The organism is Streptomyces sp. RLA123 (genome assembly GCF_056270165.1).
In genome coordinates this window covers 1-25,785 of sequence record NZ_JBWDOR010000001.1, presented here as the reverse complement: position 1 = coordinate 25,785, position 25,785 = coordinate 1, and the positions used below count along the sequence as shown (strand labels likewise).

Genomic DNA, 25,785 nt, shown 5'->3' with positions numbered 1-25,785 from the left:
ATTATCCAGGTCATCAAGGCCCTGATGCCTTCGATGTGCCCGCCCCACGGCGGGCGGCGAAGCCGCCCTGGGCCGTTGACCTACAGTCCGGGGCGACGTGCCGGGCCGTGCATTGTTCCGCCGACTCCAGAAGATGAGCGCATGATCGCCGATGAGATTCAGCCGCCGGCACGCGGGCGGGAGTCCCAGCCTCGCCCCGGCACAACGTCAGACGCCCTGTGTACGCCAGCAGTTGATGCGCCTGTGGGCACCACCGGCCGGCTGACTGCCGGGCAGGCAGCCGCCGGCCTGGAAGGCGGGGTGGAGCGCGCGGCGGCTGCGTTGAAGCCGAGGATGCGCGGCTGGCTGCACGCCGGCGTGTTCCCCCTCGCGCTGGTCGGCGGCATCGTCCTGATCGCCGTTTCGCGCTCGGGCGCGGCGGTGGCGGCCTGTTCGGTGTACGCGCTGTCGGCCTGCCTGCTGTTCGGTACCAGCGCGGTCTACCACCGCGGGAACTGGGGTCCGCGGGGGGAGGCGGTCCTGCGGCGGCTGGACCACGCGAACATTTTCCTGATCATCGCCGGTACGTACACCCCGTTGGCGGTCCTGCTGCTGCCCACAGCCCAGCAACTGGTGCTGCTGGCCGTGGTGTGGGCGGGCGCCTTGGCCGGCATCGCCTTCCGCATGCTGTGGATCGGGGCTCCCCGGTGGCTGTACACCCCGTGTTACCTCGTCCTGGGCTGGGTGGCCGTCTTCTACCTGCCGGACTTCGCGCACACCGGCGGCACCGCGGTCGTCGTCCTCGTCATCGCCGGTGGCCTGCTCTACACCGCGGGAGCCGTCGTGTACGGACTCAAGCGCCCCGACCCTTCACCGGCCTGGTTCGGTTTCCACGAAGTCTTCCACGCCCTCACCATCGCCGCCTTCACCGCGCACTACACCGCCATCGTCCTGGCAGCCACATGACGACGTTCGGGGCGGGGCCCAGCCCCCGACATCTCCTCCCGTGCTCAGCCACCCGAGGCGGGGGTGGACCCGGAGTGCAGCAGAGATGATCCTTCGAGTGGTGAACGGCAACCATCTTCCTTAATACTCCAGCTGTAGATCGCGATCTTCGTAGTGCGCGGTCTGCCGGGCGGCGGCAGCGGCCAGCTTGGTCTTGGTGGCTGCGGCGCGCTGGCGCGTAGGGTGCCGGGATGATCGCGATGCCAGAGGAGTTCGTACAGAGCACCGTCGACCGCGAGGGGGAGGCCGGGGCCACGTGGCTCGCCGAGCTGCCCGGGATTGTGGATGAGTTGCTGGGGCGCTGGGGGTGCGTGCCGGATGGTGAGGTCATGCACGGGGGCGTTGGCGCCGTCGTCCCGGTAAGACGGCGGGGTGAGGAGAGCGCCGTGCTGAAGGTGTCGTTTCCGCATCCCGGCAATGTTCATGAGCCGGATGCGTTCGTTGCATGGGGTGGGCGCGGCGCCGTCCTGCTGTATGAGCGCGACGACGAGCGGTTCGCGATGCTGCTGGAGCGGGTTAAGCCGTCGACCCTGGCGGAGGTCGAGGACAGCGACGAGGTGGTGACGGTCGCAGGGCGGCTCAATCGCCGCCTGGCCATCCCCGCACCGCCCGGCCTGCCCCAGCTGCGTGAGCAGGCCGATGCCTGGGAGGAGCAGCTATGCAAGGACGCCGAGGAACTGCCGCATGCACTGCCGCGCCAGGTGCTGGATGCCGCGGTGGCGACCGTTAGCGAGCTGGGCCGGGACCAGCCCGACACCCTCATCCATGGCGACCTTCATGCCCGGAACATCCTGCGTGCCGGCCGAGAGCCTTGGCTGGCTGTCGACCCTAAGGGGTACGCGGGAGATCCCGCCTACGACGGCGGCACACTGCTGAAGTCCCGCGCGCTGACGCTCCTGGAAGCGGATGACCTGCGCAAGGCTGTCCATCGCGTCTTGGACGTCTTCGCCGAGGCCGCGGAACTCGACCGTGAACGCGTCCAGCGGTGGGCCCAGTTCCATGCCGTCCAGGCTGCGTTCTGGGGCCGCCGCCACGGTTTTCGTATCGCCCGCAGTGGAGCGCGGCTGGACTGGCTCACTGAATTCGCCGACGGCCTGGCGGAGTTGCTCACCGTCCGCCCGTAGAGCGTGATGGTGCTGGCCGGGTCCGGTGGGTGGACGAGTGCGGCCACCGTTGATCATGGTGAGCTGTGTGTGCTGACGATGAGATGGTGGCCGCAGGCCACGGCATAGATCCCGCCCGGTGGCGGGAGGCGTTCGCGGCGGCCATGGGCCGCATCGCGGGCCGGTTCGCCCGATACGAACCCCGCTTGCGAGCCGGGCGGCTGGTGCTGGGCCTGCTGTCGGACCTGCCCCGCAAGAATTGCTGGACGATCGCCGAGTGGGTGGGGGAGGCCAGCCCGCACGGTATGCAGCATCTGTTGTGCCGGGCCGCCTGGGATGCCGAGGCCGTCCGCGACGACGTACGCGAATACGTCGTCGAGCACCTCCACGACGAAGCCGCGGTGCTCGTCGTCGACGAGACCGGCGACGTGAAGAAGGGCATCCACACCGTCGGGGTCCAGCGCCAGTACACCGGCACAGCCGGACGGATCGAGAACTCCCAGGTCGCGGTCTACCTCGTCTACGCCGGCGCCCGGGGACACGCCGCGGTGGACCGTGAGCTCTACGTCCCACGCGCGTGGACCGACCAGCCCGACCGCTGCCGGGCCGCCGGACTCCCCCCGGACACCGCGTTCGCGACCAAGCCGGAACTGGCCGCCCGCATGATCGCCCGTTTCCTGGACGCAGGCCACCATGCGCCCTGGGTAACCGGCGACGAGGTCTACGGCGGCAACCCGAAGCTGCGGACCGCACTGGAAGAACGCACCACCGACTATGTTCTCGCTGTGGCTCGCAGCCACGAAGTCACCACCCGCGGGGAGAAGTTCCGAGCAGAGGCGCTGGCCAAGAAGCTCCCCAAGCGGGCCTGGCAGAAGCTGTCCGCCGGGGCCGGCGCCAAAGGGCAACGCTTCTACGACTGGGCGGTCATCGCCCTGCCCGACCCACACCCCGGCCACCGCCATCTGCTGATACGCCGCAACCGCACCACCGGCGAACTCGCCTACTACCGCGGCTACTCGCCCCGACTGGTGCCGTTGACCGTGCTGGTGCGCGTCGCTGGATCACGGTGGCGGGTCGAGGAGACCTTCCAGAGCGGCAAGGGCCTGGCCGGACTGGACGAACACCAGGTCCGCCGCTACGCGTCCTGGTCTCGCTGGGTCACCCTCGCCATGGGAACGCCTCATGGAGCGCTGGGCAACGAATGTGCGGTGCTACCTGCTGCCGACCAAGCCGAAACCGGGCGAGGTCGTGGCAATACTCCTGCGGCAGTGCGACGACAACGCCCTTACCTTCGGCCGGCAGCACATCGTCGTGCCCAATGCCTTCGTCATCGAGCTGCCCCCGGATATCCACCGGCTGCTCTACGACAGCCCCCTGCCCGTGGCACCCGCCCTCGTCCATCAGGTGTGCCGTCATGCCGCCGAACAGGGATACACCTTCGCCGGCCCGGTCGCCGTCGACCTACGCCCCGCTCCAGGTGACACGCCCGCCCGGTTCCGCGTCCACAGCCGCATCACCCCGGCGCGAGGGCGACCCTAGCCCTCGGGCTCGAGCATCGTCGTCGATTGCGCCGCGCTGCCCAGGCCGGGTTGAGAGCTGCAGAGCGCAGAACGCCGACCTTCTCCACCGCGCGCAGCTGCTCCCAGGTTCGGCCTCTGGGTGCGCGGCGACCACTGCGTTGGCGGACGCCGTTGTGAAGAGCGCGACGTCCACGGCCCCTTTGGGCGCCGGGCGGCTGAACGCCTTCTGCGCCGCGCCGTCCAAGCCGTCCCCGCACACGGTCATCGCCCTTTTCTACAGCGAGCTGGGCTGCGGGCAATAGCCTGCATTGAGCTGCCCTGGGTTTTGTGGAGTCCGGCGGTCTTGTTTCAGGCGGACTGCGGGGTGCGCTCCTGGCTCCGCCAGAAGTCGCGTTCGTACTCGGCGGGCGGTACGTACTCGAGCGCGGAGTGAAGACGTTCTTCGTTGTACCAGGTGACCCACGGGAAGATCGCCCGCTCGACCTGGTCGAATTCCCGCCACGGCCCTTGCATCTCGATCAGCTCGGCCTTGAAGGTGCCGTTCAGCGCTTCGGCCATCGCGTTATCGTACGAGTCGGCCACGGAGCCGACGGAGGCGGCGGCACCGATGTCGGCGAGCCGGTCGGTATACCGAATTGGCACGTATCGGGACCCGCGGTCGCTGTGATGAATGAGGCCGGAGCCTGCCTTGATCCGGCGTCTCCACAGAGCCATCTCCAGCGTAACCAGGGCAGTTCAGTCCTCATGTGGTTCGCGACCTGCCAGAGCCTCTTTATAGATGCCGAGGTCCTTCGCGACGTGGGCGATCGGGCGGCCGGTGATGCGGACTCGCAGACCGCGCGCTCGCGGAGCTCGTCCGGGTACTTACGGTGCTGTCATGGTGCTGGTGGATCTCCTTCGCCAGGACCGTAACCCTGGCATCGGGGACTCCATAAATCTCAGTACACCTCACGCGATGACTGCGAACGCAACCGCCGCCCGTGGAAGAGCCGGCGGCGCCGCTGGTGCGGGAGTAACGGTCGTTCGTACGAGTGGTGCGGCTCATGCTGAAGCTTCCTCGATGCGGCACGTATCGAAGAATTCCCGGCGGGGGCCGAACCGCAGAAGAATCGCAAGTACGAGTCGAAGAAAAGAATTAGGAAACAGGGGAAGCATGCGTCTTCCGCTGACTGTGAAGTCGTTGCCGCGACGCGGAGACTTCGATGAAACAAACGCGAGCTGGGGCCCGCACCTCTTCAGGTGCGGGCCCCAGCTCGTGGTGACGCGTGAGCGTCAGGCGGGAACGATGTTCTCCGCCTGCGGGCCCTTCTGGCCCTGCGTGACGTCGAAGTTCACCTTCTGGCCCTCCAGCAGCTCGCGGAAGCCCTGAGCGGCGATGTTCGAGTAGTGGGCGAACACGTCGGCGCCGCCACCATCCTGCTCGATGAAGCCGAAGCCCTTTTCCGCGTTGAACCACTTCACGGTGCCAGTAGCCATGTTATATCTCCTTCGGGGCGGTGCCCTGGGCCCGCACTGTGCAGACCCAGCGTCGCCGTGATGATTGCCCCATCCGGAAAGCACCGGAAAACAAAAATGCTCTCGCCTGCCAGCGAAAGCACTTGAAGCTCTTGGGAACCACAACTGCAACTGACATGACAGTAGCACAGGGTGGGCGACCAAGCGTAAAGGCAATCAAGTCTCGCGGCGCCCCCGCGAATGCATCAACCGAGGAGTCTACTTTTCCTCCTGTCGCGGTAACAGATATGTGCACCGGCACAAATGAAGTTGCGTTTGCGACCATCGTGCCCCCCTCGCGAAACAGCCGACCGCCGTCCTCGACCAGCGCCCTGCAAGGAGCCACGTTCGCCGCCCTCCACGACGACGCATCCCTCCCGCACCTACCGCTGGCCGCGCGGTTCCGTGAGGCGCGCCCAGATGCTGACCGCACTCAACGAGGCCGCCACACATGGGACTGGCTGGAGCGGTGCAAATTCCCGGGGCTGTGCGCACCGTTCCGGAGGTGGTGCAGGCTGGAGAGGTGGATGATGCGCGGTTCGTGGTGCACGGCCTGTCCCCCCGTGGCGGGCGGTCGGTGACGATGCACCGCGCCGGCTACGCGGAGGACGATTACGTGGGGACCGCGTTCTCCGAGCATGACCTGCTGCTGATCCTGCGCTCGACCGGTCTGGTGGACCCGGACCTGGTGGTCGACGACCCACGCTGGGTGGATGGCGAGGCACCGCTGCGCACCGGTGGGGTAGTGACTGACCGCCCGGATCGGGCATGGAGCAACGTCAAGGCCTTTTAACGTTGGCGTGGACGCGGGATCACGGTCGTGCCGGAGCCAGTGGTGGCCGATCATTATTGCCAAGGGGACTTGACGGATCTCGATCTCTACGTCAAGAGGCCTTGACGTACGGCGTCAAGGGATCTCGACGGTTGTTGTCAAGGGGACTCGAGAGTGGGGCACGGGAGGAACTGGTGGCCCTGGTGGACCAGCTGGAGGTGTAGCTGGCCGACGTGGCGGCGACCGATCCGCGAACTGACCGGGCTCCTTTGTCTCCGAAGCCGTCGCCGCCCGGGTCGCGCGCTCCCGGTTCTGTACGAGGGCGGTCACCGCTTCGTCGTCCTCCTGGAGGAGCCCGTCCTGCGCTACCGCACCGCCGGCCCCGACGTGGTGGCGGGGCAGCTGCACCACCTCCTGGCGGTGATGACCCTCGCCTCCGTCTCCCTCGGGATCATCCTGCGATCTCTCGTGTTTGTGGCAGTGGTGGTGAGAGACAGTTCGTTGTGGAGGTGTTGTTGCTGGTCAGTGGCTGTTGGTGGAGCTGGTTGTGACTGTTTTTGGGGGTGAGAGTTCGGGGGGTGGGTGCTGTTTGGGGTGCGTTATCGGGTGGCGGGTGATGGTGTCTCAGGTTTGAGGGTTCTTATGCGGTGGGGTGGGTGGAAACGGTCTGATCGTGGGGTGGATGAAGGTGTAGGGGTCGGTCGTGGTGCGGTGCTGCCGAGGGGTTTGGTGGTGCGTCGTCTGCTGGAGCGGCAGCGGGCGGGGGAGTTGTCGACCCGGCATGTCCGTGCGGTTGCTGAGACGGTGGGTGTTTCCGAGCGGACGGTGTGGCGCTGGCTGGAGCAGGCGAAGACGACCGGGCGGGTGGAGCCGGGGGTTCGGCAGGGGTATGCGGTGTCGGACGAGGTGTGGGAGCTGCTGGGCGAGGTCGGGGGGAATGTCTCGGAGCTGAGGCGTCGGCTGGTGGCTGCTGGTGGTGGGGTGCCGGTGCCGTCTTCGTCGACGTTGCACCGGGTGGTCCGCAAGGACCGGCGGGCCGGGCGGGTGCTGGTGACGGGCCGGGAGCCGGTGGTCGCGGGTCCGCGTCGGGCGGATCCTCTCAGCGAGCTGGGCCTGGACGTCGTCACGGGGGGCGGGCAGGTGTTTGTGCGGGAGCAGAAGCATCTGGCGGCGGTTCCGGTGCTGGTGGCGGGGGCGCAGGTGGTGGTCACGCCGGTTGTGGAGTCGGTGGTGCGTACGGTCGCGCACGCGGTGGCGGTGGGTGCGGTGGTGTGCGTGTACGGGGACGCGGGCCAGGGCAAGACGGTCGCCCTGCAGTACGCCTTGTCCCAGTTGCCGCGGCTGGCGCGGGTGCGGCGCGTGCAGGTGGGTGTGCATGCGTCGGTGGCGGAGGTGCGCCGGGCGCTGGCCGAGGCGCTGGAGGTCAGGGGCCGGTTGCCGCACGGGACCGGGGAGGCGGATGCGGTGCTGGTGGAGGCGTTGCGGCAGCCGCGGGTGCTGGTGCTGGATGAGGCGCAGCGGCTGTCGGTGTCGGCGCTGGAGTTCCTGCGGGGGCTGTGGGACCACCCGGACACCGATACGGCTCTGGTCTTCGCGGGCGCCGGCAGTGAGCGGGCGCTGCGCAGGGTGCCGGCGCTGGCGTCGCGTGTCATGACGTGGGAACTGGTGCCGCGCTTGTCCCAGGGCGAGGTCGCCACGGTGATGGAGGCGTTCCATCCGTTGTGGAGCGAGGTGACCGGACAGGACATGGCGTGGGTGGATGAGTACGTGGGGCACGGCAACTTCAGGACCTGGGCGAAGGTCACCTCGCACGTGACGGCCGAGCTCTCCGGACGGTCCGCGGCGGTAGTCGACCGGCGGATGCTGGAGCGGGTCTGCGGCCGGCTGACAGGACCGCTGTGACGGCCGGCCGGAGGCCTGCTCCTGATCCCAGCGACACCCCCGCACTACCTGCGGAGGCCGGTCTGCCTGCCGCCTCGCTGTCGGCGCTGCGTGGACCGGCGGTGCGTCGGCTGCAGGACGTGCGTCGTCAGGGCAGGCCCATCACCCGGCAGGTGAGGGTGGTGGCCGAGGCGCTGGGGGTGAAGGAACGGGCGGTGTGGCGGTGGCTGGCCGACGCCGAGCGGGACGGTGCCGACGTCGTCATGACCGGCCCGCGGGAGCAGACCAGCACCCGGTTCACGGTCACCCCGGAGGTGCGCCATCTGTTCGCACTGTGGAAGGGGAACGTGGCAGCGGTCCACCGCGAGCTCACTGCCCGGGCTGCCCGGTTGTCTCCGCCCGGGTACGTGCCCTCGCTGCCCACCTTGCACCGTGCGATCCGCCGGGATCTGACGCCTGGGGAGCGGGCCGGGCTCGTGGGAGGTGAGCGGGCGGCGCGCAAGCACGACGTGTTCCTGGCCCGGCCGCGGGGCTGGCGTAACCAGGTGTGGGAGACCGACCACATGCAGGCTCCGGTGCTGGTGGATGTCGAGGGCAAGGCCCGCAGACCGTGGATCACCTGGTTCACCGACTGCGCGACGAACGCGATCACCGGCGTCGCGGTCACCCCTGTGCATCCGTCGCGGGAGTCGGTGCTGTCCGCGCTGCGCTCCGCGGTCCTGCGCGAGGACCCCTACGGCCCGTTCGGTGGGCTGCCGGAGAAGGTGCGGGTGGACCGGGGCAAGGACTTCTTGTCCAGGACGGTGACGGCCGCGTTTGACCTCCTGGACGTGGCGGTGGAGGACCTGCCCGCCTACACCCCCCACCTCAAGGGCACCGTGGAGGGCCTGAACCGGGCGGTGGAGTCGATGTTCCTGGCCGGGCTGCCTGGTTATGCCCGCCAGCCGCGACTGGGCAAGCGGGCTGCCCGTCCGAAGGACGAAGTGCTGCTCAGCTTCGAGGACTTCACCACCCGGCTGCTGGATTGGACGCTGTGGTGGAACACCGAGCACCGCCCCGCACCGTTGCGGGTCAGGACCCCGCTTGAAGCGTGGCAGGACGACCCCACGCCGCTGAGGGACGTGCCGGCGGCGGATCTGTGGACGTTCACACTGGAAGACGCCGGCACCCGCAAGCTGACCACGCGCGGTGTCCGCTTCCGCAGACGCGACTATGTGGGGCCGTGGATGACCGGTCAGGCCGGGATCCAGGTCCGGGTCCGCTTCATGCCCCACCACGATCACCGCATCGAGGTCTACCACGCGGCCACCGGCCGCTACCTGGGTCCGGCGGACATGGCCGACCGGGCAACCGAGGAACAGGTCATCGCCGTACGAAGAGCGCGAGCCGCCCGTGCCCGCCGCCTGAAGAAGGACCTGGAGGCTTCACAGCGCGAGCGCTACGCCGCCGTGAACCAGCCCACCGCCCCTCAGCGGCTCGGCGCGCTGACCACCGCGCAGGCCGAGGCCGAACTCGCCAAGACCACCAACACCGACCTGTCGGATCTGGCGCTGCGTGACCTCATCCCGCCCGCCGCGCCCCCGCCTGACTGGCGCACCCCTGCTTCCCTGGCCGCGCTGACCACACCAGGCCGGCCCGCACCGGCGCCATCCGGCCGAGATTCCGCTTCCGCCCCGGACGGCCTGGACGGCCCGGACGGGCGGACCGTAAATTCCACCGCCAATAGAGACGGAGACGCCTCGTGACCGCGGCCACCTACCAGTACGTCGGCCTGCCCGATGCGTCCGTGGTGACCACCCGCGCCTTGCTGACCGCCCGGGAGAACATCAAGGACACGGTCGAGGCGCGGGCGATGATGTGCATCCACGGCGGCGCCGGCTTCGGCAAGACCCTGGCCGTCAACACGTGCCTGCACGAACTCGAACCCGCCGAGGACGTCCGCAAGATCGCCTTCCGGGCCCGGCCGACAGCCCGTGCGGTGCGCTACGAGCTGTTCACCGCGCTCGACCTGCCCGGCGAACCACCACGCCACCCCAGCGAGTTCGACCGGCTGCTGAAGACGGCCCTGGCCGAACGCCCCCGCACGTTCCTCGTCGACGAGGCCCAGTGGCTCAACGGCGAAGCGTTCGAGTACTTCCGCTACCTGTGGGACGAACCCTCGACCCAGCTCGCGATCATCTTTGTCGGCGGCGCGGGCTGCCACACCGTGCTGCGCCGTGAGCCGATGCTGTCCTCCCGGGTCTTCATCTGGCAGCAGTTCACCCGCCTCACCCCAGCAGAAGTCATCGAGACCATCCCTTTGTTCCATCCGATCTGGGCCGACGCCGACCCCGACGACCTCACCTTCGCCGACCAGCATGCCGCGCACGGCAACTTCCGTGCCTGGGCCCAGCTGACCGCCCACGTCCGCACCGCGCTTGGCCGCACCGGCCGCCCCCGGGTGGACCAGGACCTGCTTCGCTGGGCCTTCGGCCGCCTGGCCTGACCCCCGGTGCCACCCGCCATGAACTCTGGCACCGAGCTGCCGGCTGTCACGCTGGTCATGGACCTCCACGACGACGTGACCCACACACGCGCCGCGCTGGCAGCCCACCACCCGCCCTCCGGGCGGATCACCTTGCACCCCGGCCCCGGAACCACCAGCGACACGGCCCTCGCGCACGACCTCCTGGCAGCCCTGGGCAGACCGCCCCTGCTGCCGGGCCGGTTTCCCTCCGGACGCCAGCCCGCCTGGGAAGCGGCCACCGCATGGGCCACCGCCCTGCCGGTCACCCGGCTCACCGTCCTGCGCGCGCACCGCCTGACCGCCGGCCGCGCCGAACGCCTCCTGCAGATGCACGCCGCTACGGGCATCGATCTGACCCTGGTCTGCCACCGCCCCCGCCTGCCCGCCGCCCTGCACCAGGCCCTGCGCACGGTCGAGCACGTGGTCGTCACCGACACCGCGGCCGCCCTCCGGCACTACGAACACGACACGTCTGATCCCGCCGGCGACGAGGGCGATGCCGCCGCGAAACCGAGCCGCTGGATCACCGTGGCCGCGCTGGATCGTCTCGTCTCCTACGACAGCCCCGCCCCCTGCAGCGGCCCGTGCACGCCACCACCGATCCTGTGGCGGCACCGTCCGCAGCCCGCACCGCTCACCCCGCGTACGGCCCGGGAAGCCGCTCGTCGTCTTTCCGCCGCGACCGCCCATCCCCGCCTGGCCGCCGCCCTCGTCACAGCGCTGTTCACCGGCGCCTCACTGCAGCAGCTTGCCACCGCCCGCGCGTGCGACTACGACGATGCCGCAGCCACCATCGCCCTGCACGATCGCGCCCGCTATACCGACGGCTGCGCCGCCCACCCTGTCCCCAACTGGGCACGCGTCTTCCTCCACGCCGCGGCCTGCTTCGCCCGCCTCACCCCCGGCCACGAGCAGCCCCTACTGGCAACACCGGCAGACCGCACCCACCTGCTGCGCCTGGCGGAGGAGGCCCGGCTGCGCCCGCCCCAGCCGCCCGCCGCCCGACGCGGCCCGGCCGGGCGCGTCCACTGGGACTGGCGCGAGCAACAGGAAGCCAGCCGCTACGAGATCATGCTGACCCGGCAGCAGACTCCACCCACACCCTGAACCGGCCCGGCGGCCCGACAGCACTCAGCCGATGGCGAAGTCAGCGAACTCAACATCGCTGAAGGCGATGTCGAGGCCGTGGGCGCGCCGGCCCCCGTCACGGAAGTAGGCGTGACCCAGCGCGCGTGCCAGGATCACCATCTGCTGCGCCTCGCCTGCGCCGGCGTCCCGGGCGGCGAACAACTCCCGGGCGACTTCCCCCTGCAGATACGCGGTGATCTGCCGCACACGCGGATCGTCGGATGACCCCGCGGAGGCGGCGAACCCGAACCGCGCCCTGACATGGAAGGCCAGGCCCTCCGTCTCGGCCCGGGCACGCCGCCGGGCCCGGATCCTCGGCTGCCATGCGGCCCGGACCACTTCCTCGATCATCCTGGCCTGTGCGATGCCCGGCGGGCGCCGGGCTCCGGGCTTGTTCGTCACCCATCGCTGTACGGTGCGCTGCGACACCCCCAAGACCGCGGCCACTTGCCGGGTCGAACCGTACGTCGTGAGCAGGAACCGCAGACGAGCCGAAGTGCTCAAGGGAACGGGCCGGGTGTGCAGCGCGCGCTCCAGTCCCTGCGCGATCTCTCCCAACGCTCGCCCTTCCTTCCTGGCACTGCGGGCGGGGCTGCCCCGGCCCGCAGTGCCAGGTCTCCCATACCGGGCCGCCCCTGCCCTGCGGTTCGGGCGTCCTGGGGACGGTCCTGGCGCCCGTGCGGTACACGCCGGCGTCCCGCGGATCCCTTCCCGCCACGGCTCACCTTTTCTGATCTGCCCCAGCTCTGTGACCTGCGGAAACAGCGTGACATGCGGGTCGTCGGGGACAGTTGGGGAAAAACTTCGACTCCGGCATCCGGATTCGGCCTCCGGCGGGCGTGTAAGGGGTTGAGGGCCTTGTGTCCTCGTCAACGAGTTCGTCACTACTGGGAGGCCTTGTCGATGACTTGGTCGTACTGGGCGGGGGCGGGCGGGCTTCCCGCCATGCTCCTGCTGTACTACGCGATGCGCCGTGGCCGGGGCGTCGTGGAGTTGCTTGTGAAGGCGCACGTCGAGACCAGGGCGGAGCGCGAGCAGCGCGCCACCATGGTCGCGATGGCGCAGTCCCTGCCCGACGGCGGCGCCGCCGCCCGCTTCGAGCAGGGGCGGCCGGCCTGGCTGTTCCGCAAGGACGCAGCCGACCCGGCTGGCCCCCGGGCCATCGCCACGCGGGAGGCTGCGTGAGCGAGGCCGCACCGGGAGCGGACTTCGAGTCCTTCGTCCTCGAGACCATCGAGGCGTTCTCCCGACTGGCCCGGGCCGAGGCGGGCGACCTGCACAGCGCACAGGACGCTGTGCAGGTCGCCTACCTGAACATGTACCGCCGGTGGGAAAAGATTTCTGCACGGCAGGGGTCGCTCACTGGATACGGCCGCACCGCGGTGAAGAACGCGGTCAAGGACCAGTTCCGCCGGAACAAGCGGATGGTCGTGGTACCGGTTCATGAACTGCCCGAGATCGAATCAGGCATCGGTGTTCCCGGTGCCGCGTACGAAGTGGTCAAGGAAGGAATCGACGCACTTGTCGCAGGCCTTCCTGAACGGCAGCGCGAGGTCATCACCCTGTGTGTTTTGCAGGACCTCAGCCCTGCAGAGGTTGCACAGCGCCTCCAGATCAAGGAGGAGTCGGTGAAGCGCTACATCACAGCCGCCACCAACAACCTGAAGAAGTCCATCAACGAACACGGCGAGGAGGTAACCGTATGACGCACCTGTCCACTTGGACGCACCAGCCCGAGGAGCGAGGAACCATCCGGTTCCTCGCCCTGTGGCTGCTCATCGAAGGTTCTGAGCAGGCAGTTTCCAGGGGTCCTCGGATCGGCGAGGACCCTGTTCAGGCGGAGGGGGGCCAGCCTGTGGGCTGGCCCCCGGCCCCCGCCCCCTGCCCGGCAAGCGGCGGAGACGGAAATCATCGAATCGATGCAGTACATGAACTGCATTCTCTCCTGAAGAAGGAAGTCGATGATACTGCAACACCGCAAGGGACGCGTCGCGTAGCTGAAATCCTTGAGTTCCTGGACAGGGATGACGAAGCGCGAAGCTGGTGGGAAAAAGCAGCTCTCAAGGGTGACGAAGATGCGCGAGACTATCTCGCCGTCCTCGAATCCGAGAGGGATGAGCAGCTTCCGGAATGCAGCGGGCAAGAGAAAGAGTGCATGGGTGAATCCCTTAAGCCGATCCTAGGTTCATTCGTATGCCGATCTGCCAGTGATCGCCTACCTGCAGACAGAGTTGATTTGGCGTTGGGGAATGCCGGAGTCGAACTGTCTGAAGCAACGCAAGTCCTGGTGCGCGAGATCGAGTACTTCCTGACGCACCTGGACCACACCACTGGCGGGCCGCGATGCTGACCCACTGCTGCGTGCCGTGCCTACCGACAGGAGAGTCTGTATAGACCAGCCTCCATGAGGCCTTCGTACGAGAAGGCCGGACGACTCGTTGAAGTGGTGGCCCATTCCCGCGCACGCGGGGGTGGGCCACCACTGCGTTGAGGATGAGAGGTCCGCTAGTCGACTTGCGGATTCCTTATCGGCCAGTGCTCCAGATGCGCGGGCACAGGGCCTGGCCCACGAACTGGCACGGCAGCGTGGAGGGGGTGGAGACGGACACCACGTGGCAGCGCCACCCCGGGCCGGGATGGACTGCACCGAAGAGACGAGGGCGGATGACGAGGTCCCGTACAGCTGGGGCCGGTAGGCGCTCCGATATCAGAAGCCGAGCGGCCAGTGCTTTCGCCGGTACGGCGATTTCTGCGGCCCTATGCATCGCTTGAGCAGGCGTTCGCTGAGCGTGAGCGGTGTCTGGATTCATAGCGCCGAGATCGAGAACGCAGGCGTCGCCCCTTTAATTGAGACTCCCGCAAGTCGACTTGCGCGGACGCCGGCCATGCGCCTGGAAGTTGCTCCAGCACGCGGCTGTCTGATGAAGGTCCAGGTCTCCTTCCCCCCTTGCGATCAGGCCTGTGTGACGTCTTGGTCCGATGCTCGTTGGGACCGGGTGCGGGGTGCGCCGGGGGAGCGGATGTCCGGCAGGTCCTGGCGGTCATTGCCGTCAGTGAGGGCACTGGCGGGCAGGCGGCGGTATGTGTGCAGGAGGTCGGAGATGAGGTCCGGTCGGACTTCGACGGCGGCCACGAGTGCGGCCAGCACCTGTGCACGAGACGCGTGTTCGCCGGCGGCGGCCGCGGCCCGCACGAGTATGTCGAGCCTCTGGTCGACCTCCTCCGGCCAGGAGACCAGCGTGTTGCGACGCGGCTGCCGCCACAGCAATTCCATGGTCCCCCCTCTGTGCCATGGACCTATATCGAATATATATTGAGCCCATGGTGACGTTGCTGCAAGAACGCAAGGCGCAGGAATCTGCGCCCTCGTCGGGGGCGGGGTTGCGGGGGCCGTTGCGGGTTGCGGGCCGGGTACTGCGTCCGACGGCGGTGTTCGACACGTACTGGCGTTTTGCGGCGGCGCGGCAGGCGGTGTACGAGGCCCGGCTGGCCGGGGGGACGTGGCCTTTCACCGATGATCCGATTCTGTCCCAGTACCGGTTCACCAACTGCTATCGGGCAGCGGACCGGGTCAGCCAGGTGCTGATCGGGGATGTGATCTACCGGGGTGAGCAGGAGTGGGAAGAGGTTTTCTTCCGAACCCTGCTGTTCAAGATCTTCAACAAGACCTCCACCTGGCAGTTGCTGGAGAACGCGCTGGGGGAGGTGTCCTGGCGCGCCTACGACTACCGGGCTTACGACCAGGTGTTGTCCAAGGCGTTCACGGGTGGCCAGCGGTTGTACTCGGCTGCCTACATCGTGCCGCCGCCGCAGTTGGGCGAGGAACGCAAGCACAGGAACCATCTGCGGCTGCTGGAGATGATGATGACCTCCGGCGCGCCCGGGCGGGTCCTGGCGGCGCCGACGATGCGGGACGCCTATGAGGTATTGCTCGGCTATCCGGCCCTCGGCCCGTTCCTGGCTTACCAGTACCTGATCGATCTGAACTACGCCGCCGAGATGCCCTTCTCGGAGATGGACTTCGTCGTGGCCGGTCCCGGGGCCCGCGACGGGATCCGCAAGTGCTTCGGGCTGGCCGCCGGCGGCATCGAGCAGGACGTGATCCGCTATATGGCCGACACCCAAGGCGAGCACTTCGCCCGACTCGGGCTGTCGTTCGACGGGCTGCGGGGGCGCCCGCTGCAGCTGATCGACTGCCAGAACCTTTTCTGCGAGGTCGACAAGTACGCCCGCGTCGCCCATCCGGAGATCGCCGGGATCAGCGGGCGCAGTCGCATCAAGCAGAGCTACCGGCTGGACTCCGCCGCGATGCCGGCCTGGTTCCCGCCCAAGTGGGGCCTGAACCAGCCTCGCTGAGCCGGTGCCGGCGGCCGAGCGGCGGGGCGCTTGGAGCAGGGGCGTCCCTCAGGCGGCGAGCGGGGTGGTCCCGGTCAGCAGTGTGCGGATGTTCGCGACCGGCCCGTCCAGTTTCGCGTAGCCGGCGATGACGGTCAGCGTGCCGCGCTGCAGCTCGGCCTCGGTTGCGATGTGTTCCAGCAGCCGTCCAAGCCCCAGGTAGTTCCCGTAGGCGCGCTCGAACATGTAGTGGCTCCGGTACAGGGCAGCCGCGTGGACGGTTCCGGTGCGGTCCAACTGGAAGGAGCAGTGGCTCAGGCAGGGGAAGCCGCGGTAGAGGTTGTCGCGGTCGGCGGCGTGGACAAGGGCTTCGGCACTGATGCCGTCCTCCTCGCCGTCCTGGGGGTGGGCGATGTCAATCTCGTACGCCGCGGTCATCGGCCCGCTGGAGCCGGCCTGCTGCCGCAGGCGCTCGATGATCTTGCCGATCTGATCGACCTGCTCGCCCCTGGCTCCGGGGTAGGCGATCAGGCGGCCGAAGTAGGTTCCGTGCCTGTTGCCCGGGTAGCGGCGAAGGCGCGGGTACATGCTGCGATAGCTGGCGACCAGGGCGTCGTGGCTGGTGCCGCGCGCGGCGAGCGCGGCGGGGAAGAGTGTGCCGGCCACCGTCTCGATGGGCTCGTGTCCCTTGGCGGTGCGCAGGCGGTCGAGTTCGGTCCGGAAGGCCGGGTCGTCGGCAGTGGGGTCGGTGATGCGGACGACGGTGTGCAGTCCGGTGCGGGTGGGGTTGTCGCGGCGGTCCAGGGCCTTGCAGGCAGCGATCCAGGCGCGGGTGACATCGCTGCCGGAGACATCGAAGGTGTGCATCAGTCCTCCTGGCGCAGACGGCAGAGTGCGGTGGTGCCGGTTCAGGTCATGCGGGCCAGACCTCGTCCAGCCCGGCGCGGGGCGCTTCGCGGACGATCGTCAGCTGCAGTGGTTCGGGCTGCCCGTCCACCTCGACGAGAAGCCGTGCGGGGGTTTCGAACTCGTCGGTGACTGCCGTAGTGGAGTGCGACAGCGCCGGCTCATGGCCTGAGGTCTGGGTGTCGGGGAGGTGGACCAGTCCCTTGGGCACGTCGCCGAAGGCGGCGCCCGGCAGGTGCAGCACCAGGACGTCGCCGACGTCGACGTGAATCCGTCGCTGGTGCGTGGCCGCGGTGACGGCGTGCACGTGTGCGTCTGCGTCGAGCAGGGACCCGCCCGACAGGGAGTGCTTCAGCGCGGCTGGCGCGATCTTCGACCACTGGGTCGCGAGACGGTTGTCCAGCTGCCGCAGGTGCACAAGGTGCCGCAGGGTTCCGGCGTAGGAAGTGCCCAGGTCCCGTGCCACGCGGTAGACGTGCTCGGGACTTTGCGGCGGGCCTTGCGCGATGCGTTCCAGCGAGGCCAGCACCGCGGGGCGTGGCATCAGGAACCATGCGGCGAATGCTTCCGCGGTCTTCTCCTCATCGGGCCAGTCGCCATTGCCCCAGCGCAGGGCCGGGTTGAGTTCGTTGTCGGCTGCAGTGCGGTGGTTGAGCCGGTGGTGGCCCAGCTCGTGGGCAGCGGTGTGCCGCTGGGTGATGACGTCCAAAGTCGCGTTCAGCAGGATCGCCGGGCCGTTGTCGGCAGGGGAGTAGTAGACGCCGAACAGGCGTGGCATGGGCTGCGCCATGCCGATCAGCTCGGCTGCCTGCAGCGCGCGGTGGACGGGGACGTACTCGGTGCGGTCGATGCCGAGATCGCGGTGGGCTTGCGCGGCGGCGATTCCGGCGATGCGGTGGGCCATGGTCCAGTTCACCGTGCGGCGCCTCCGCTGCCGGGGTGGTCGTCCTGTTCCTGCTCTGCCGCGCGTCGAAGCGAGAGGTACTCGGCGAACTCCAGCACGGTCTTCTGGTCGCCGTCGGTCAGCTGGGCCAGTGCCCTAGGCAGTCCTGCCAGTGCGTGTTCGCCGGCGTCTGCATTCTCTTCTTCGGCAAGGAAGTACGACACCGGCTGGCGGTAGAGGCGGGCGAGCTTCTTGAGTTCCAGGCTGTCGACCCGGCGCTCGCCGCGTTCGATGTCGCTGATTGCCGAGCGGGGAATGCCGGTGCTGTCGGAGACGATCTGCTGGGACATGCCCAGGTAGTCACGGATGCGCTTGAGCCGTTCGCCGAGCGCCGTCAGTTCGGGGTCACGGGATCGGGGCTCTGAGGGGGAGGGGGTCATGGTTGCTGCCTTTCCATGATGGCTTCCAGTACTGCCTCGGCGAAGGCCCGCACCGACCGGGTGGCCTGCGCTGCCTGTCTGTCGGCGGGAATCTCGATGGAGTAGCGCTCTTCAACGCGAGTGAGGATCTCGATGATCAGGAGGGAATCAACCGGGAGTTCGGCCCCGGCTTCCTCCAGGGCCGCGCGTGTTTCCTGCGGCGACCGGTCGCCCAGTTCGGCTAGGAAGTCGATGACGACCGAGACGATGTCCTCCACGCTCGGCGTGACCTCGCTCAAGCACTTCTCCCAACCGTCTGCATTCCCAACAGCGTTGTCCTAGTATGCGACAGGTCGGGGAATCCGACAAGACTGTCCCATGATCAGACAGGAGCTGATACGTGGACTTCCAGCGATACCAGCAGGCCGCCGTCAAGACGCTCCGGCCCGCGGCACCAGGTACCGACCCCGTCCTTGTCCCGCTCCTCGGACTCGCCGGCGAAGCCGGCTCCCTGGCAACGGCCTACAAGAAGTACCTCAGGGACGGGCCGGCGTTCGAGCAGGGCAAGCACCAACTGCGCGAAGAGCTCGGGGACGTTCTGTGGTACGTCGCAGCTCTCGCTCACCGCTTCGACCTGTCCCTCGACGACATCGCTGCGGCCAGCCTGGAGAAGACGAAAGACCGATGGCGCACCACACCCGACGCCGAGCACACGCGCTTCGACGACGGCTTCCCTGAGCACGAACGCTTTCCCCGCCAAACCACCCTGACCTTCACCCCGACGCTCACCGACGACGGCCGAACCGTCATAGTGCTGACCCGCGAGGACGGCCAGCAGGCAGGAGACCCGCTCACCAGTGCCTCCAGAGTCGAGGACGGCTACCGGTTCCACGACGTCTTCCACCTCGCCCACGCCGCTGTCCTGGGATGGTCGCCGGTCACGCGCTTCCTCCTCGCGCGTAAACGCAAGAGCGACGCCCATGTCGACGAGGCGGAAGACGGCGGACGCGCCATCGCCATCGAAGAAGGCATCTCCGCCCTTGTCTTCTCCTACGCGGCCCGGCACAGCTACTTCGCGGACATCAAGCACGTCGACAACGAGCTGCTCACCACCATCAGCCACATGACCGCACACCTTGAGGTCGGAATTTGCCGTGCTGCCGACTGGGAGCACGCCATTTTCACCGGCTACACCGCCTGGCGCCAGCTCCGTGACCACAACGGCGGCACCGTGCACCTCGACCTCGACCGAAGGACTCTCACCGTTCAGCCCGCCCGATAGTGGAGACTTTGGGCTGCCCGCCGTCCTGACGCCGTCTGCCGTCGCTGTGTGCGAGGCGCGGGGAGGGGACGGTACCAAGCCAGGGCGGGCAGATGCACGCCAGCGGGACCTGCCCAGGCCCGGCGACGGCAGCTCCGTGGCGACGAAGCGGCCATACGAGGGAGAATGCGGAAAGCCGGCCCGCACGAGGCGAGACCGGCTTTGAGGTCCGCAGGCCGTGCGCCAACACGGGTTCTGCGAGGTCGCGTGCCCCGGAGCATGTGGTTGGAGCCAGCAGCAATCAGGCGACGCGTGTCTTATTCAATCAACTTTGCCTAGGCACTACGAGTTGACTGACACCCATCTTGAACACCGAGGCATCTATCGGCAACCGGGACTGGGAAACCACTGGCGGAAATCGCAGCGCATGCAGCCCGTGACGGGTGTCCACCCAGCCTCGCATACCGCTCACCGTCTACGCGACAGAGTCCGGCGACCGAAACCGTGGCACCCAGGAGCGAACCTTGCCAGCCGGGATACCGATGGCGGAATCAACCGCAACGGTTCCTGGTCGATTCGGGTTTGGCCCTAACGACTGGGACGATGAACGAGCAACACCGGAGCACGCGGGTGACGCCAATCGCCCGCGCACGAACCGGATTTCTGGTTGGAGCCAGCACCACCGGCCGGGCATCGCCCCGGCCGGTGGCCACATCATCAGGAGAACCCGTGACGCCGCCCCCCGGCACGCCACCCGTGCCCCTCACCGCACTGCCCGCCCCGCCCCCGCCGCAGACCATCGTGGTGCCCCCGGCCCGCCGCCTCAACGGCCCCGAGGCCACCCTCATCACGGTCATCTTCACCTTCGCCGTGGTCCTCAAGCTCACCGGCATGGACCTCGTCGCCGAGCTGGAGCTGCTGGGCGCCACCGGGACCATCGCCGCGTTCGTCGTCTCCGCCGCCACCGGCCGCATCCCGACACGCTCGTGGATCAAGAAGCTCGGCAAGCTCGCCGAGGACGAGTGAGGACGCCGTGGGACGCACCGAGAACCCGGTCGACCGCACCCTCAAGGCCGTCGCCGAACTCGCCGAATTCCAGCGCCTGTGCCGGACCACGGCAGGCCTGACCTACGCCGAGCTCGCCACCGTCACCGGCGTGCCGGAGACCACGCTACGCCGCGCCGCCTCCGGCCGCGGGGTGCCCAGCCGGGACGTCGTCGTGACCGCGGTCACCGGCTGCGGCGGCTCGGACAAGCGCGCCACCGAGCTGTGGAAGAAGGCCCGCTACTACCAGCGCCTGGCCGACAGTCCTCGCCGTCCGGCGCCGGCCCTGCACCTCGCGCGCGACAAGGGCGACCTGTCGGCCGCACTGGCCGAACTCTACGAAGAGAACGGCGCCCGTCGGTGTCGCTGATGGAACACCGCGCGGGGCCCGGCCGGCTGGGACACTCCACCGCCCACCGCATCATCAACCGGAAGACCCTGCCCGCGGACCGCCACCAGCTCGAGGCCTTCCTCGACGCCCTGGAGGTGCACCAGCCCGCCCTCCGGAACCGCTGGCTGCAGGCCTGGGACCGGATCGCGGACGGCCCCACGCGCAACGCGGGAGGCCACCACGAGGAGGTCTACGAGGGCTGGCGGGACCACCTGAAGTACGTCATCACTCCCGCCGAGCTGGCCTTCGCCGTGCGTCAGCGTCACGGGACAGGGGGCTCCCCGAGCATGCGAGAACTGGCACTCCGCAGCGGTGGCACCCTCCAGCCCGCGCAGGCACGTGAGGTGCTGCGACAGACCGACGCGCTGCCGCACAGGGACAGTTTCCTTGCATTCCTCAAGGCACTCGGCGTCGGCCCCACGGAGCTGCCCCTGTGGGAGGAAGCACGGAACCGGGTCGTCCACGCGGCATCGGACCACGCCGCGTAATCGTGGTACGGCCGTCCGGCAAACTCTTTGCCGGACGGCCGTACCGCAGCGCCCCTGCGACACACCCGCTGCGCCCGCCACCCGACGACGCCCAGCGACCGGCCTTGCCGTGAAGCCTGGGCCAGCCACGCCGCCCGCTCCACCGTCTGCGGCAGCAGCTGCCCCGCGCGCCCCAGCCCCCGGCCGCGGCCTGGCCGGGGGTGCGGCAGGAGGTAGCACGCGCCGCGCCACCGCTCCAACTGGGCCTGTGAGGCGGCGATGTTCAGCTTGGCGAGCGCGGCGATCAGCTCGGCATCGGCGCCGGCCGGCGGGGTACGGGGCACGCCCCCCATACAACCCCGCGAAGTCGTCGCCGATGGCCCGGGCGCGCCGTGGGTTCATGGACGGGCACCCGCCGCCCGGCTCGAAGGACCACCGCATGCTCGACCTCGCCGCCCACGCTCCGGTCACGCTGTTCGTCGTCGCTGTGTTGCCGCACCTACGGGTTCTGGCCCTGCTCGGCGGCCTGCTGGCAGCCCTGCGTGGCACCACCGGCCGGACCCGCACTGTGCTGTTCACGGCGTTCACCCAGGCGCTGAGCCCCACCCGCCGGCGCCCCTGACCCCCTCCGGCAGTCCTCGCCATCAGTGTCGGTAGTGTCACGGGCGGCCGCATGGCCAGGGCGCGGATGCCATCCGGATAACCCTTCCGCGCCGGGTCAGGTCCCCGGGACATCCCCGGGGACCTGGCGCCACGCCCTCGACTCATGCCTGCGCTCTGGCCGCGGTGGGCTGCTACCAGCGCATCCCGAGAGCGTCGAGTTCCGCCCGCCGCTCCTCGGTCAGCTTCCCGGCCCTGCGCTTAGCGTTGTCCAGGAACTGGCCCAGCTTTACCTCGATCACCGTCCCGTCGGGTTCGGTGAGCTCCTCAACGTGCTTCCTCGGCACCTGCAGGCTCCCCTCGCGGGCGTGGAACTGCTGGGCGGCGCGAAGGTTGATCGCCCATTTGTCGGCCTGAGTACGGCGTGCCGGGGGCTTCTCGGCGGGCTCTGCCGGGGTGAGGTGGAGCATGTTTTCCAGCATCCAGGCCTGGGCTGGCAGCAGCTGGTCCCAGGCGTGGCGCTGCGCTTGGATCCATGCGCCGAGGTCTTCGCCCTGGACGGTGACCTGTCCCGGCGTCATGGGCAGGGCCTGGCCGTTCTCGATGAGGGCCCGGCACAGCCGGTAGCAGCGTTGCCAGGTCACGGGCCAGGCCGGGCACCAGGACGGGTCGATGGCCTCGAGCGCGTCCCTGCGTTCCTCCGACAGCGCCCCGGCGGTGGAACCGACCGGCAGCCCCGCCTCGCGCCGCTGCACGATGGTGTCGGCGAGCCTGCCGGCGGTCCGCTGGTTCTTCATCCAGACGCCCACGGGGTAGCCGTTCCAGACCGCTGTGGCGGGCGGCAGTAGGTGCCCGTGTTCGGCTGCCCACTCTGCCGCCGCGGACAGTCCTTCCTGGAAGGCGACGTCCCAGTGCGACCACACCATGCCCAGATCGTCTAGTTCGGCGACCCGCTTCGGATTTATCTGGCCTGCATGGAAAAACCTGCGCTGATCCGCGATCCACGTCCCCAGCGGGAAATCAGAGGGGTCCCAGTGGCCTGGTGTGGTGAACGCGTACGGGACTTTTAGATCCCCGTGTTCTTTCGCGTAGCGGGTGGCGGCCTGGATTCCGGCGCGCCAGTACGTGTTCTCTGGTCGGAGCACACGCAGGTTCATGAACTGCGCCAGAATCGCCGGATCACGCGGCGTGGAGAAGGACAAGAGACCCTGTGCCGGACCCGACGGCCCACCCTCCCCACTTGCCTGGCCGCCTACGGCGGTCTCAGCGGCCGACGGCTTGACGGCGCGGCTGGGGGCTTGCTGCTGCGCGAGTTGCTCGATGGTCTCGGTGTCGTGGGAGCGCAGCGCGGCCAGCACCTTGGCCAAGTTGTTGTAGCTCTTGGAGGTGAGCATGGCGTCGGGATCCTCGCCGGGGGCGAGGAAGACCGGCACGACGAGGCTGGCGACCTTGCCGTCACCGGGCCGCATGCGCAGGGCGCGGCCGACGATCTGGAGGATGTCGACGGCGGATCCGCGTACGTCGCCGAAGAACACGGAATCGCATCCTGGTGAATCGACGCCTTCCCCGAGTACGCGAACGGAGCTCAGCAGGCGCAGCCGCATGGGGACCAGGCCACCGCCTCCCGTTTCACCGACGGGATCGGCGAACGTTGCCAGGGTCTCGCGGCGGTGAGTGGGGGAGTGCTCCCCGCACAGCCAGTCCGCCCACACCCGGTCCGGCTCCGCATACGTGGCTGGGTCGTCCTCCCACAGCCGTCGAGCGACGGCCGGCAGCCCGGCCGCCATCGCCTCCGCCTCACTGGTCCGGTAGTGAAAGGTCAGCATCCTGCGCAGGCCCCGCACAGCGGCGGTCTTCACCGCAGCGGTCTGCAAGGCCGCCAACCGCGACCCCCGCACGTTGTCGGAGCGGGACTCCCGCCCGAGCAGCGCGGCCGCCTGCAACTGCGGGTCGGTAACGTCCACGCACACGACCTGGTAGGCCGCGACCAACCCCCGGTCCCGAGCCTGCGAGAGCGTCAACTTGTACGCCACCGCCCCAAAGACGCCGTTCGGATCGTCCTCCATCGACGCCACCAGCACCGGCGCCCCACTGCCGCCCTCCGACGCCTCCCACACCCGCGGGGTCGCCGTCATGTACAGCCGCCGGTCAGCCGGGATCCGCTCGTTGTCGTGAACCGCCGCCCACGGCTTCGAACCCCGACCACTTGTACGGTGCGCCTCGTCCACGATGATCAGCGACCAGCTCGCAAGGCCCGCAGAGTGGGCCCGCTGAAGGGTCCCCATGCCAACCGAGGCGTACGTGGCGAACACCGTGACGGTCTCCAGCCCCCGCGTCCACGCCACCAGCTCCTCCACGTCCGTGGTGCACGCGAACGGCGCCTCCTCGGCCCGCAGCGAACAGATCCCGTAGAACGCCCCTGTGCGGCCGCCAGCGCGCCACGCGGCCGCCATCTGCACCAGCAGATCCAGGGTCGGCACCAGCACCAGGACCCGGCCCGCCCGCAACTTCCGCGCGGTCAGCACCCCCATGAACGTCTTACCGGAACCGGTCGCCGCGATGACCTGCGTTCGCAGCCCCTGAGCGGGCATTTCCCGCCCCGGATCCAATTCCAGGGCCCGCATTGCCGCATCAGACGCCTCGATCTGATGCGGCAGCGGATCCATCTCCGCCGTCAAAGATTCCATTTCCACCATGGTCACCATGGGTCTGGTCAGCTCCCCATCCCGGGACGTGCCAGCCCCGGCGCTCTGTGCTCCGGGGATGCTGTCTGACTCCAGAGCCTAGCGGCCCCCATAACTTTGACGCACACCACCCTCGGCCCCGAGCAAACGAACAGAAATGACCGCGCCACGCCAGCCCCACAGACCAGAAGCGATCCCCTGCACAGTGCGCAGCGCTGCGCAAGCCACGCCCCATCTCCAGGACTCGCCAGATTCGAAACCCCTATCCGGGGCACCCCCAAAAGAGTCCCGGCACCCGGCCCGGACACCGACCCCTGGAGAGCCCCGTGACCACCTACGTCATCACCGTGCCCGGCACCTTCGTGCACGGCATCAACGACACCCAGCGCTTCGAACTCGAACAGAAGCTACGGCCACAGGACCCGAAGAACACTGACCTCGGCGAAAGCGAGGAACTGAGCCTCCTCACGCTCCAAGACGACGGCAATGCATTCTCCGTGCGCCTCGAAGTCGAGGCCTCCGGCCACACCGAAGCCGAAACGGAAGCCGTACGCCTGGTCACCACCGCCCTGCGTGACAGTGGTTTCACCGAGCATGACGCGCCCCTGGGACCGGCAGCGGTCACGGGTATCGACCGCGAGTTTTGAACCGGTCAGGCAAGCATCCCCCCGTACCCGCACCCGCTCCGTCGAGCTGGCCACGATCCGAAGGGCCGGCCGAACGCGGTAAGGCTTCGGCCCCCGAGTCGCCGGGCCGGCCGGAGCAGACCGGGGCCGCGGGAAATCCCTGGTGGTGTGACGCGAGGGCGCCATAGCGTGTCGCTATGAGCGAGGAAACCTGGGCAGGGGTACGAGACCGGATACAGCGACTTGGCAAGCTCTCAGGCAGCGAGTCGGTCTTCGGTGCCCGTGGGCATCGCTTTCGGCTTGGCCCGGTCATGGAGGAGGAACAGCTCCGGTCGCTGGAGACGGCCCTCGGCGTCGACCTGCCCGCGCAATACCGCAGCTTCCTGCTCCAGGTCGGAGCCGGAGGCGCCGGCCCCGACTACGGCCTGGTGACGCCGGTCCTGGGCGACAGCGGATGGCAGTGGCGCGGCGTCGGACTCGCCCACCCGGGGAAGCCGACCACAGCCGAGCTTGCCGGACGCCCCTTCGTGGCGGAGGCCCTGCAAAAGGAACTCGACGCACTGGATGCACAAGAGCCCAAGTCGGAGGCCTACGCGACCGACGAGGCCTTCCACCAGGCGTTCACTGCGTGGGATGCCCGCTACGAGGAGGTCTATGACGCGCAAGAAGCGGGTGTTGTCTTCCTGAGCGAGCAGGGCTGCGGCTACTCATCGCTGCTTGTCATGACGGGCCCGCATGCAGGTGCTGTGTGGGAGGACCTGCGGCAGAGCGGATTGCGGGA

Annotated in this window: 29 protein-coding genes and 2 pseudogenes; 22 read left to right on the top strand and 9 right to left on the bottom strand. The window is 68.7% G+C overall.

The features are described from left to right. Window positions 1–141: 141 nt before the first annotated feature. The 5 genes and pseudogenes from trhA to RV983_RS00135 all read left to right on the top strand — a co-directional run bounded on the left by trhA (window position 142) and on the right by RV983_RS00135 (window position 3,909). Window positions 142–945 (top strand): PAQR family membrane homeostasis protein TrhA, encoded by an 804-nt coding sequence (trhA, locus tag RV983_RS00155; protein WP_475983710.1) that lies wholly within the window; start codon window positions 142–144, stop codon window positions 943–945. Window positions 946–1,175: 230 nt separating this feature from the next. Beyond that, entirely contained in the window at window positions 1,176–2,108 is a 933-nt protein-coding gene (locus RV983_RS00150) for an aminoglycoside phosphotransferase family protein (protein WP_475983707.1), read from the top strand. A 143-nt stretch (window positions 2,109–2,251) separates the two neighbouring features. Then, window positions 2,252–3,259: pseudogene (locus RV983_RS00145) on the top strand (IS701 family transposase); the annotation flags it as partial. Between the two features lie 10 nt (window positions 3,260–3,269). After that, complete coding sequence (locus tag RV983_RS00140; protein ID WP_475983709.1) at window positions 3,270–3,626, top strand: FhaA domain-containing protein; 357 nt, start codon at window positions 3,270–3,272, stop codon at window positions 3,624–3,626. A gap of 154 nt (window positions 3,627–3,780) precedes the next feature. Further along, window positions 3,781–3,909 (top strand): hypothetical protein, encoded by a 129-nt coding sequence (locus RV983_RS00135; RefSeq protein WP_475983706.1) that lies wholly within the window; start codon window positions 3,781–3,783, stop codon window positions 3,907–3,909. 46 nt (window positions 3,910–3,955) lie between these two features. Here the strand turns inward: RV983_RS00135 and RV983_RS00130 are convergent, their stop codons facing one another. Next, a complete protein-coding gene (locus RV983_RS00130; protein ID WP_475983705.1) occupies window positions 3,956–4,165 on the bottom strand; it encodes an integrase core domain-containing protein in 210 nt (69 codons plus the stop codon). A gap of 714 nt (window positions 4,166–4,879) precedes the next feature. Next, window positions 4,880–5,083, bottom strand: coding sequence for a cold-shock protein (locus RV983_RS00125; RefSeq protein WP_033271224.1), 204 nt, complete (start codon window positions 5,081–5,083; stop codon window positions 4,880–4,882). A 469-nt stretch (window positions 5,084–5,552) separates the two neighbouring features. Between RV983_RS00125 and RV983_RS00120 the strand changes: the two genes are divergently transcribed. The 6 genes and pseudogenes from RV983_RS00120 to RV983_RS00095 all read left to right on the top strand — a co-directional run bounded on the left by RV983_RS00120 (window position 5,553) and on the right by RV983_RS00095 (window position 11,367). Continuing rightward, window positions 5,553–5,894: a hypothetical protein gene (locus tag RV983_RS00120; RefSeq protein WP_475983704.1), complete on the top strand. Its 342-nt coding sequence runs from the start codon at window positions 5,553–5,555 to the stop codon at window positions 5,892–5,894. Between the two features lie 250 nt (window positions 5,895–6,144). After that, window positions 6,145–6,329, top strand: a pseudogene (locus RV983_RS00115) (Scr1 family TA system antitoxin-like transcriptional regulator); the annotation flags it as partial. A gap of 276 nt (window positions 6,330–6,605) precedes the next feature. Beyond that, the gene (locus tag RV983_RS00110; protein ID WP_475983703.1) at window positions 6,606–7,775 is read left to right on the top strand and encodes an AAA family ATPase; all 1,170 of its coding nucleotides are present in this window, start codon (window positions 6,606–6,608) and stop codon (window positions 7,773–7,775) included. Window positions 7,776–7,876: 101 nt separating this feature from the next. After that, complete coding sequence (locus RV983_RS00105; RefSeq protein ID WP_475983702.1) at window positions 7,877–9,499, top strand: transposase; 1,623 nt, start codon at window positions 7,877–7,879, stop codon at window positions 9,497–9,499. Further along, on the top strand, window positions 9,496–10,239 hold the full coding sequence (locus RV983_RS00100; RefSeq protein WP_475983701.1) for an AAA family ATPase: 744 nt from the start codon (window positions 9,496–9,498) through the stop codon (window positions 10,237–10,239). Before RV983_RS00105 ends, RV983_RS00100 begins: the two co-directional genes overlap by 4 nt. Before the next feature lie 18 nt (window positions 10,240–10,257). Beyond that, window positions 10,258–11,367, top strand: coding sequence for a hypothetical protein (locus RV983_RS00095; protein ID WP_475983700.1), 1,110 nt, complete (start codon window positions 10,258–10,260; stop codon window positions 11,365–11,367). A 24-nt stretch (window positions 11,368–11,391) separates the two neighbouring features. On the opposite strand, the gene tpg is transcribed toward RV983_RS00095, so the two are convergent. Further along, on the bottom strand, window positions 11,392–11,946 hold the full coding sequence (gene tpg, locus RV983_RS00090) for a telomere-protecting terminal protein Tpg (RefSeq protein ID WP_475983699.1): 555 nt from the start codon (window positions 11,944–11,946) through the stop codon (window positions 11,392–11,394). Between the two features lie 345 nt (window positions 11,947–12,291). On the opposite strand from tpg, the gene RV983_RS00085 reads away from it, so the two are divergent. From RV983_RS00085 to RV983_RS00075, 3 genes are read left to right on the top strand one after another with little or no spacing between them, the layout of a single operon-like run. Next, window positions 12,292–12,573 carry a hypothetical protein gene (locus RV983_RS00085; RefSeq protein ID WP_475983708.1) on the top strand — a complete coding sequence of 94 codons (282 nt, stop codon included), beginning with the start codon at window positions 12,292–12,294 and terminating at the stop codon, window positions 12,571–12,573. Continuing rightward, window positions 12,570–13,094 (top strand): RNA polymerase sigma factor, encoded by a 525-nt coding sequence (locus RV983_RS00080; RefSeq protein ID WP_475983698.1) that lies wholly within the window; start codon window positions 12,570–12,572, stop codon window positions 13,092–13,094. The genes RV983_RS00085 and RV983_RS00080 overlap by 4 nt, the downstream gene beginning before the upstream one ends. Then, window positions 13,091–13,738, top strand: a complete 648-nt coding sequence (locus RV983_RS00075) for a hypothetical protein (RefSeq protein ID WP_475983697.1) — start codon at window positions 13,091–13,093, stop codon at window positions 13,736–13,738. The genes RV983_RS00080 and RV983_RS00075 overlap by 4 nt, the downstream gene beginning before the upstream one ends. A gap of 603 nt (window positions 13,739–14,341) precedes the next feature. Here the strand turns inward: RV983_RS00075 and RV983_RS00070 are convergent. Then, complete coding sequence (locus RV983_RS00070) at window positions 14,342–14,662, bottom strand: hypothetical protein (RefSeq protein ID WP_475983696.1); 321 nt, start codon at window positions 14,660–14,662, stop codon at window positions 14,342–14,344. 47 nt (window positions 14,663–14,709) lie between these two features. On the opposite strand from RV983_RS00070, the gene RV983_RS00065 reads away from it, so the two are divergent. Then, window positions 14,710–15,744, top strand: coding sequence for a nucleotide kinase domain-containing protein (locus tag RV983_RS00065; protein ID WP_475983695.1), 1,035 nt, complete (start codon window positions 14,710–14,712; stop codon window positions 15,742–15,744). A gap of 48 nt (window positions 15,745–15,792) precedes the next feature. Here the strand turns inward: RV983_RS00065 and RV983_RS00060 are convergent, their stop codons facing one another. The 4 genes from RV983_RS00060 to RV983_RS00045 are packed head-to-tail and all read right to left on the bottom strand — an operon-like array spanning window position 15,793 to window position 18,230. Further along, entirely contained in the window at window positions 15,793–16,590 is a 798-nt protein-coding gene (locus RV983_RS00060; RefSeq protein WP_475983694.1) for a thymidylate synthase family protein, read from the bottom strand. A gap of 46 nt (window positions 16,591–16,636) precedes the next feature. Further along, the gene (locus RV983_RS00055; protein ID WP_475983693.1) at window positions 16,637–17,545 is read right to left on the bottom strand and encodes an ImmA/IrrE family metallo-endopeptidase; all 909 of its coding nucleotides are present in this window, start codon (window positions 17,543–17,545) and stop codon (window positions 16,637–16,639) included. Then, window positions 17,542–17,952 (bottom strand): helix-turn-helix domain-containing protein, encoded by a 411-nt coding sequence (locus RV983_RS00050; protein ID WP_475983692.1) that lies wholly within the window; start codon window positions 17,950–17,952, stop codon window positions 17,542–17,544. The genes RV983_RS00055 and RV983_RS00050 overlap by 4 nt, the downstream gene beginning before the upstream one ends. After that, window positions 17,949–18,230, bottom strand: a complete 282-nt coding sequence (locus RV983_RS00045; RefSeq protein ID WP_475983691.1) for a phosphopantetheine-binding protein — start codon at window positions 18,228–18,230, stop codon at window positions 17,949–17,951. Before RV983_RS00045 ends, RV983_RS00050 begins: the two co-directional genes overlap by 4 nt. Before the next feature lie 101 nt (window positions 18,231–18,331). On the opposite strand from RV983_RS00045, the gene RV983_RS00040 reads away from it, so the two are divergent. The 5 genes from RV983_RS00040 (at window position 18,332) to RV983_RS00020 (ending at window position 21,716) form a co-directional block, all read left to right on the top strand. Then, a complete protein-coding gene (locus RV983_RS00040; RefSeq protein ID WP_475983690.1) occupies window positions 18,332–19,213 on the top strand; it encodes a MazG nucleotide pyrophosphohydrolase domain-containing protein in 882 nt (293 codons plus the stop codon). Window positions 19,214–19,921: 708 nt separating this feature from the next. Beyond that, window positions 19,922–20,218, top strand: coding sequence for a hypothetical protein (locus tag RV983_RS00035; RefSeq protein WP_475983689.1), 297 nt, complete (start codon window positions 19,922–19,924; stop codon window positions 20,216–20,218). Window positions 20,219–20,225: 7 nt separating this feature from the next. Beyond that, window positions 20,226–20,606, top strand: a complete 381-nt coding sequence (locus RV983_RS00030; RefSeq protein ID WP_475983688.1) for a helix-turn-helix domain-containing protein — start codon at window positions 20,226–20,228, stop codon at window positions 20,604–20,606. Beyond that, window positions 20,606–21,115, top strand: coding sequence for a hypothetical protein (locus RV983_RS00025; RefSeq protein ID WP_475983687.1), 510 nt, complete (start codon window positions 20,606–20,608; stop codon window positions 21,113–21,115). Before RV983_RS00030 ends, RV983_RS00025 begins: the two co-directional genes overlap by 1 nt. Window positions 21,116–21,494: 379 nt before the next feature. Next, the gene (locus tag RV983_RS00020; RefSeq protein WP_391580815.1) at window positions 21,495–21,716 is read left to right on the top strand and encodes a hypothetical protein; all 222 of its coding nucleotides are present in this window, start codon (window positions 21,495–21,497) and stop codon (window positions 21,714–21,716) included. Window positions 21,717–21,888: 172 nt separating this feature from the next. On the opposite strand, the gene RV983_RS00015 is transcribed toward RV983_RS00020, so the two are convergent. After that, window positions 21,889–24,399 (bottom strand): helicase associated domain-containing protein, encoded by a 2,511-nt coding sequence (locus tag RV983_RS00015; protein ID WP_475983686.1) that lies wholly within the window; start codon window positions 24,397–24,399, stop codon window positions 21,889–21,891. A 305-nt stretch (window positions 24,400–24,704) separates the two neighbouring features. Between RV983_RS00015 and RV983_RS00010 the strand changes: the two genes are divergently transcribed. Next, window positions 24,705–25,025, top strand: coding sequence for a hypothetical protein (locus RV983_RS00010; protein ID WP_475983685.1), 321 nt, complete (start codon window positions 24,705–24,707; stop codon window positions 25,023–25,025). A 176-nt stretch (window positions 25,026–25,201) separates the two neighbouring features. Then, the coding region (locus tag RV983_RS00005) for an SMI1/KNR4 family protein (RefSeq protein WP_475983684.1) at window positions 25,202–25,785 on the top strand (584 nt) is incomplete at its 3' end.

Bases quoted from the DNA above. Each gene is read 5' to 3' on its own strand.
- trhA (WP_475983710.1), top strand. From the start codon at position 142: ATGATCGCCGATGAGATTCAGCCGCCGGCACGCGGGCGGGAGTCCCAG.
- RV983_RS00150 (WP_475983707.1), top strand. From the start codon at position 1,176: ATGATCGCGATGCCAGAGGAGTTCGTACAGAGCACCGTCGACCGCGAG.
- RV983_RS00140 (WP_475983709.1), top strand. From the start codon at position 3,270: ATGGAGCGCTGGGCAACGAATGTGCGGTGCTACCTGCTGCCGACCAAG.
- RV983_RS00130 (WP_475983705.1), bottom strand. From the start codon at position 4,165: ATGGCCGAAGCGCTGAACGGCACCTTCAAGGCCGAGCTGATCGAGATG.
- RV983_RS00125 (WP_033271224.1), bottom strand. From the start codon at position 5,083: ATGGCTACTGGCACCGTGAAGTGGTTCAACGCGGAAAAGGGCTTCGGC.
- RV983_RS00120 (WP_475983704.1), top strand. From the start codon at position 5,553: ATGGGACTGGCTGGAGCGGTGCAAATTCCCGGGGCTGTGCGCACCGTT.
- RV983_RS00095 (WP_475983700.1), top strand. From the start codon at position 10,258: ATGAACTCTGGCACCGAGCTGCCGGCTGTCACGCTGGTCATGGACCTC.
- RV983_RS00085 (WP_475983708.1), top strand. From the start codon at position 12,292: ATGACTTGGTCGTACTGGGCGGGGGCGGGCGGGCTTCCCGCCATGCTC.
- RV983_RS00075 (WP_475983697.1), top strand. From the start codon at position 13,091: ATGACGCACCTGTCCACTTGGACGCACCAGCCCGAGGAGCGAGGAACC.
- RV983_RS00070 (WP_475983696.1), bottom strand. From the start codon at position 14,662: ATGGAATTGCTGTGGCGGCAGCCGCGTCGCAACACGCTGGTCTCCTGG.
- RV983_RS00065 (WP_475983695.1), top strand. From the start codon at position 14,710: ATGGTGACGTTGCTGCAAGAACGCAAGGCGCAGGAATCTGCGCCCTCG.
- RV983_RS00060 (WP_475983694.1), bottom strand. From the start codon at position 16,590: ATGCACACCTTCGATGTCTCCGGCAGCGATGTCACCCGCGCCTGGATC.
- RV983_RS00050 (WP_475983692.1), bottom strand. From the start codon at position 17,952: ATGACCCCCTCCCCCTCAGAGCCCCGATCCCGTGACCCCGAACTGACG.
- RV983_RS00025 (WP_475983687.1), top strand. From the start codon at position 20,606: ATGGAACACCGCGCGGGGCCCGGCCGGCTGGGACACTCCACCGCCCAC.
- RV983_RS00020 (WP_391580815.1), top strand. From the start codon at position 21,495: ATGGACGGGCACCCGCCGCCCGGCTCGAAGGACCACCGCATGCTCGAC.
- RV983_RS00015 (WP_475983686.1), bottom strand. From the start codon at position 24,399: ATGGTGACCATGGTGGAAATGGAATCTTTGACGGCGGAGATGGATCCG.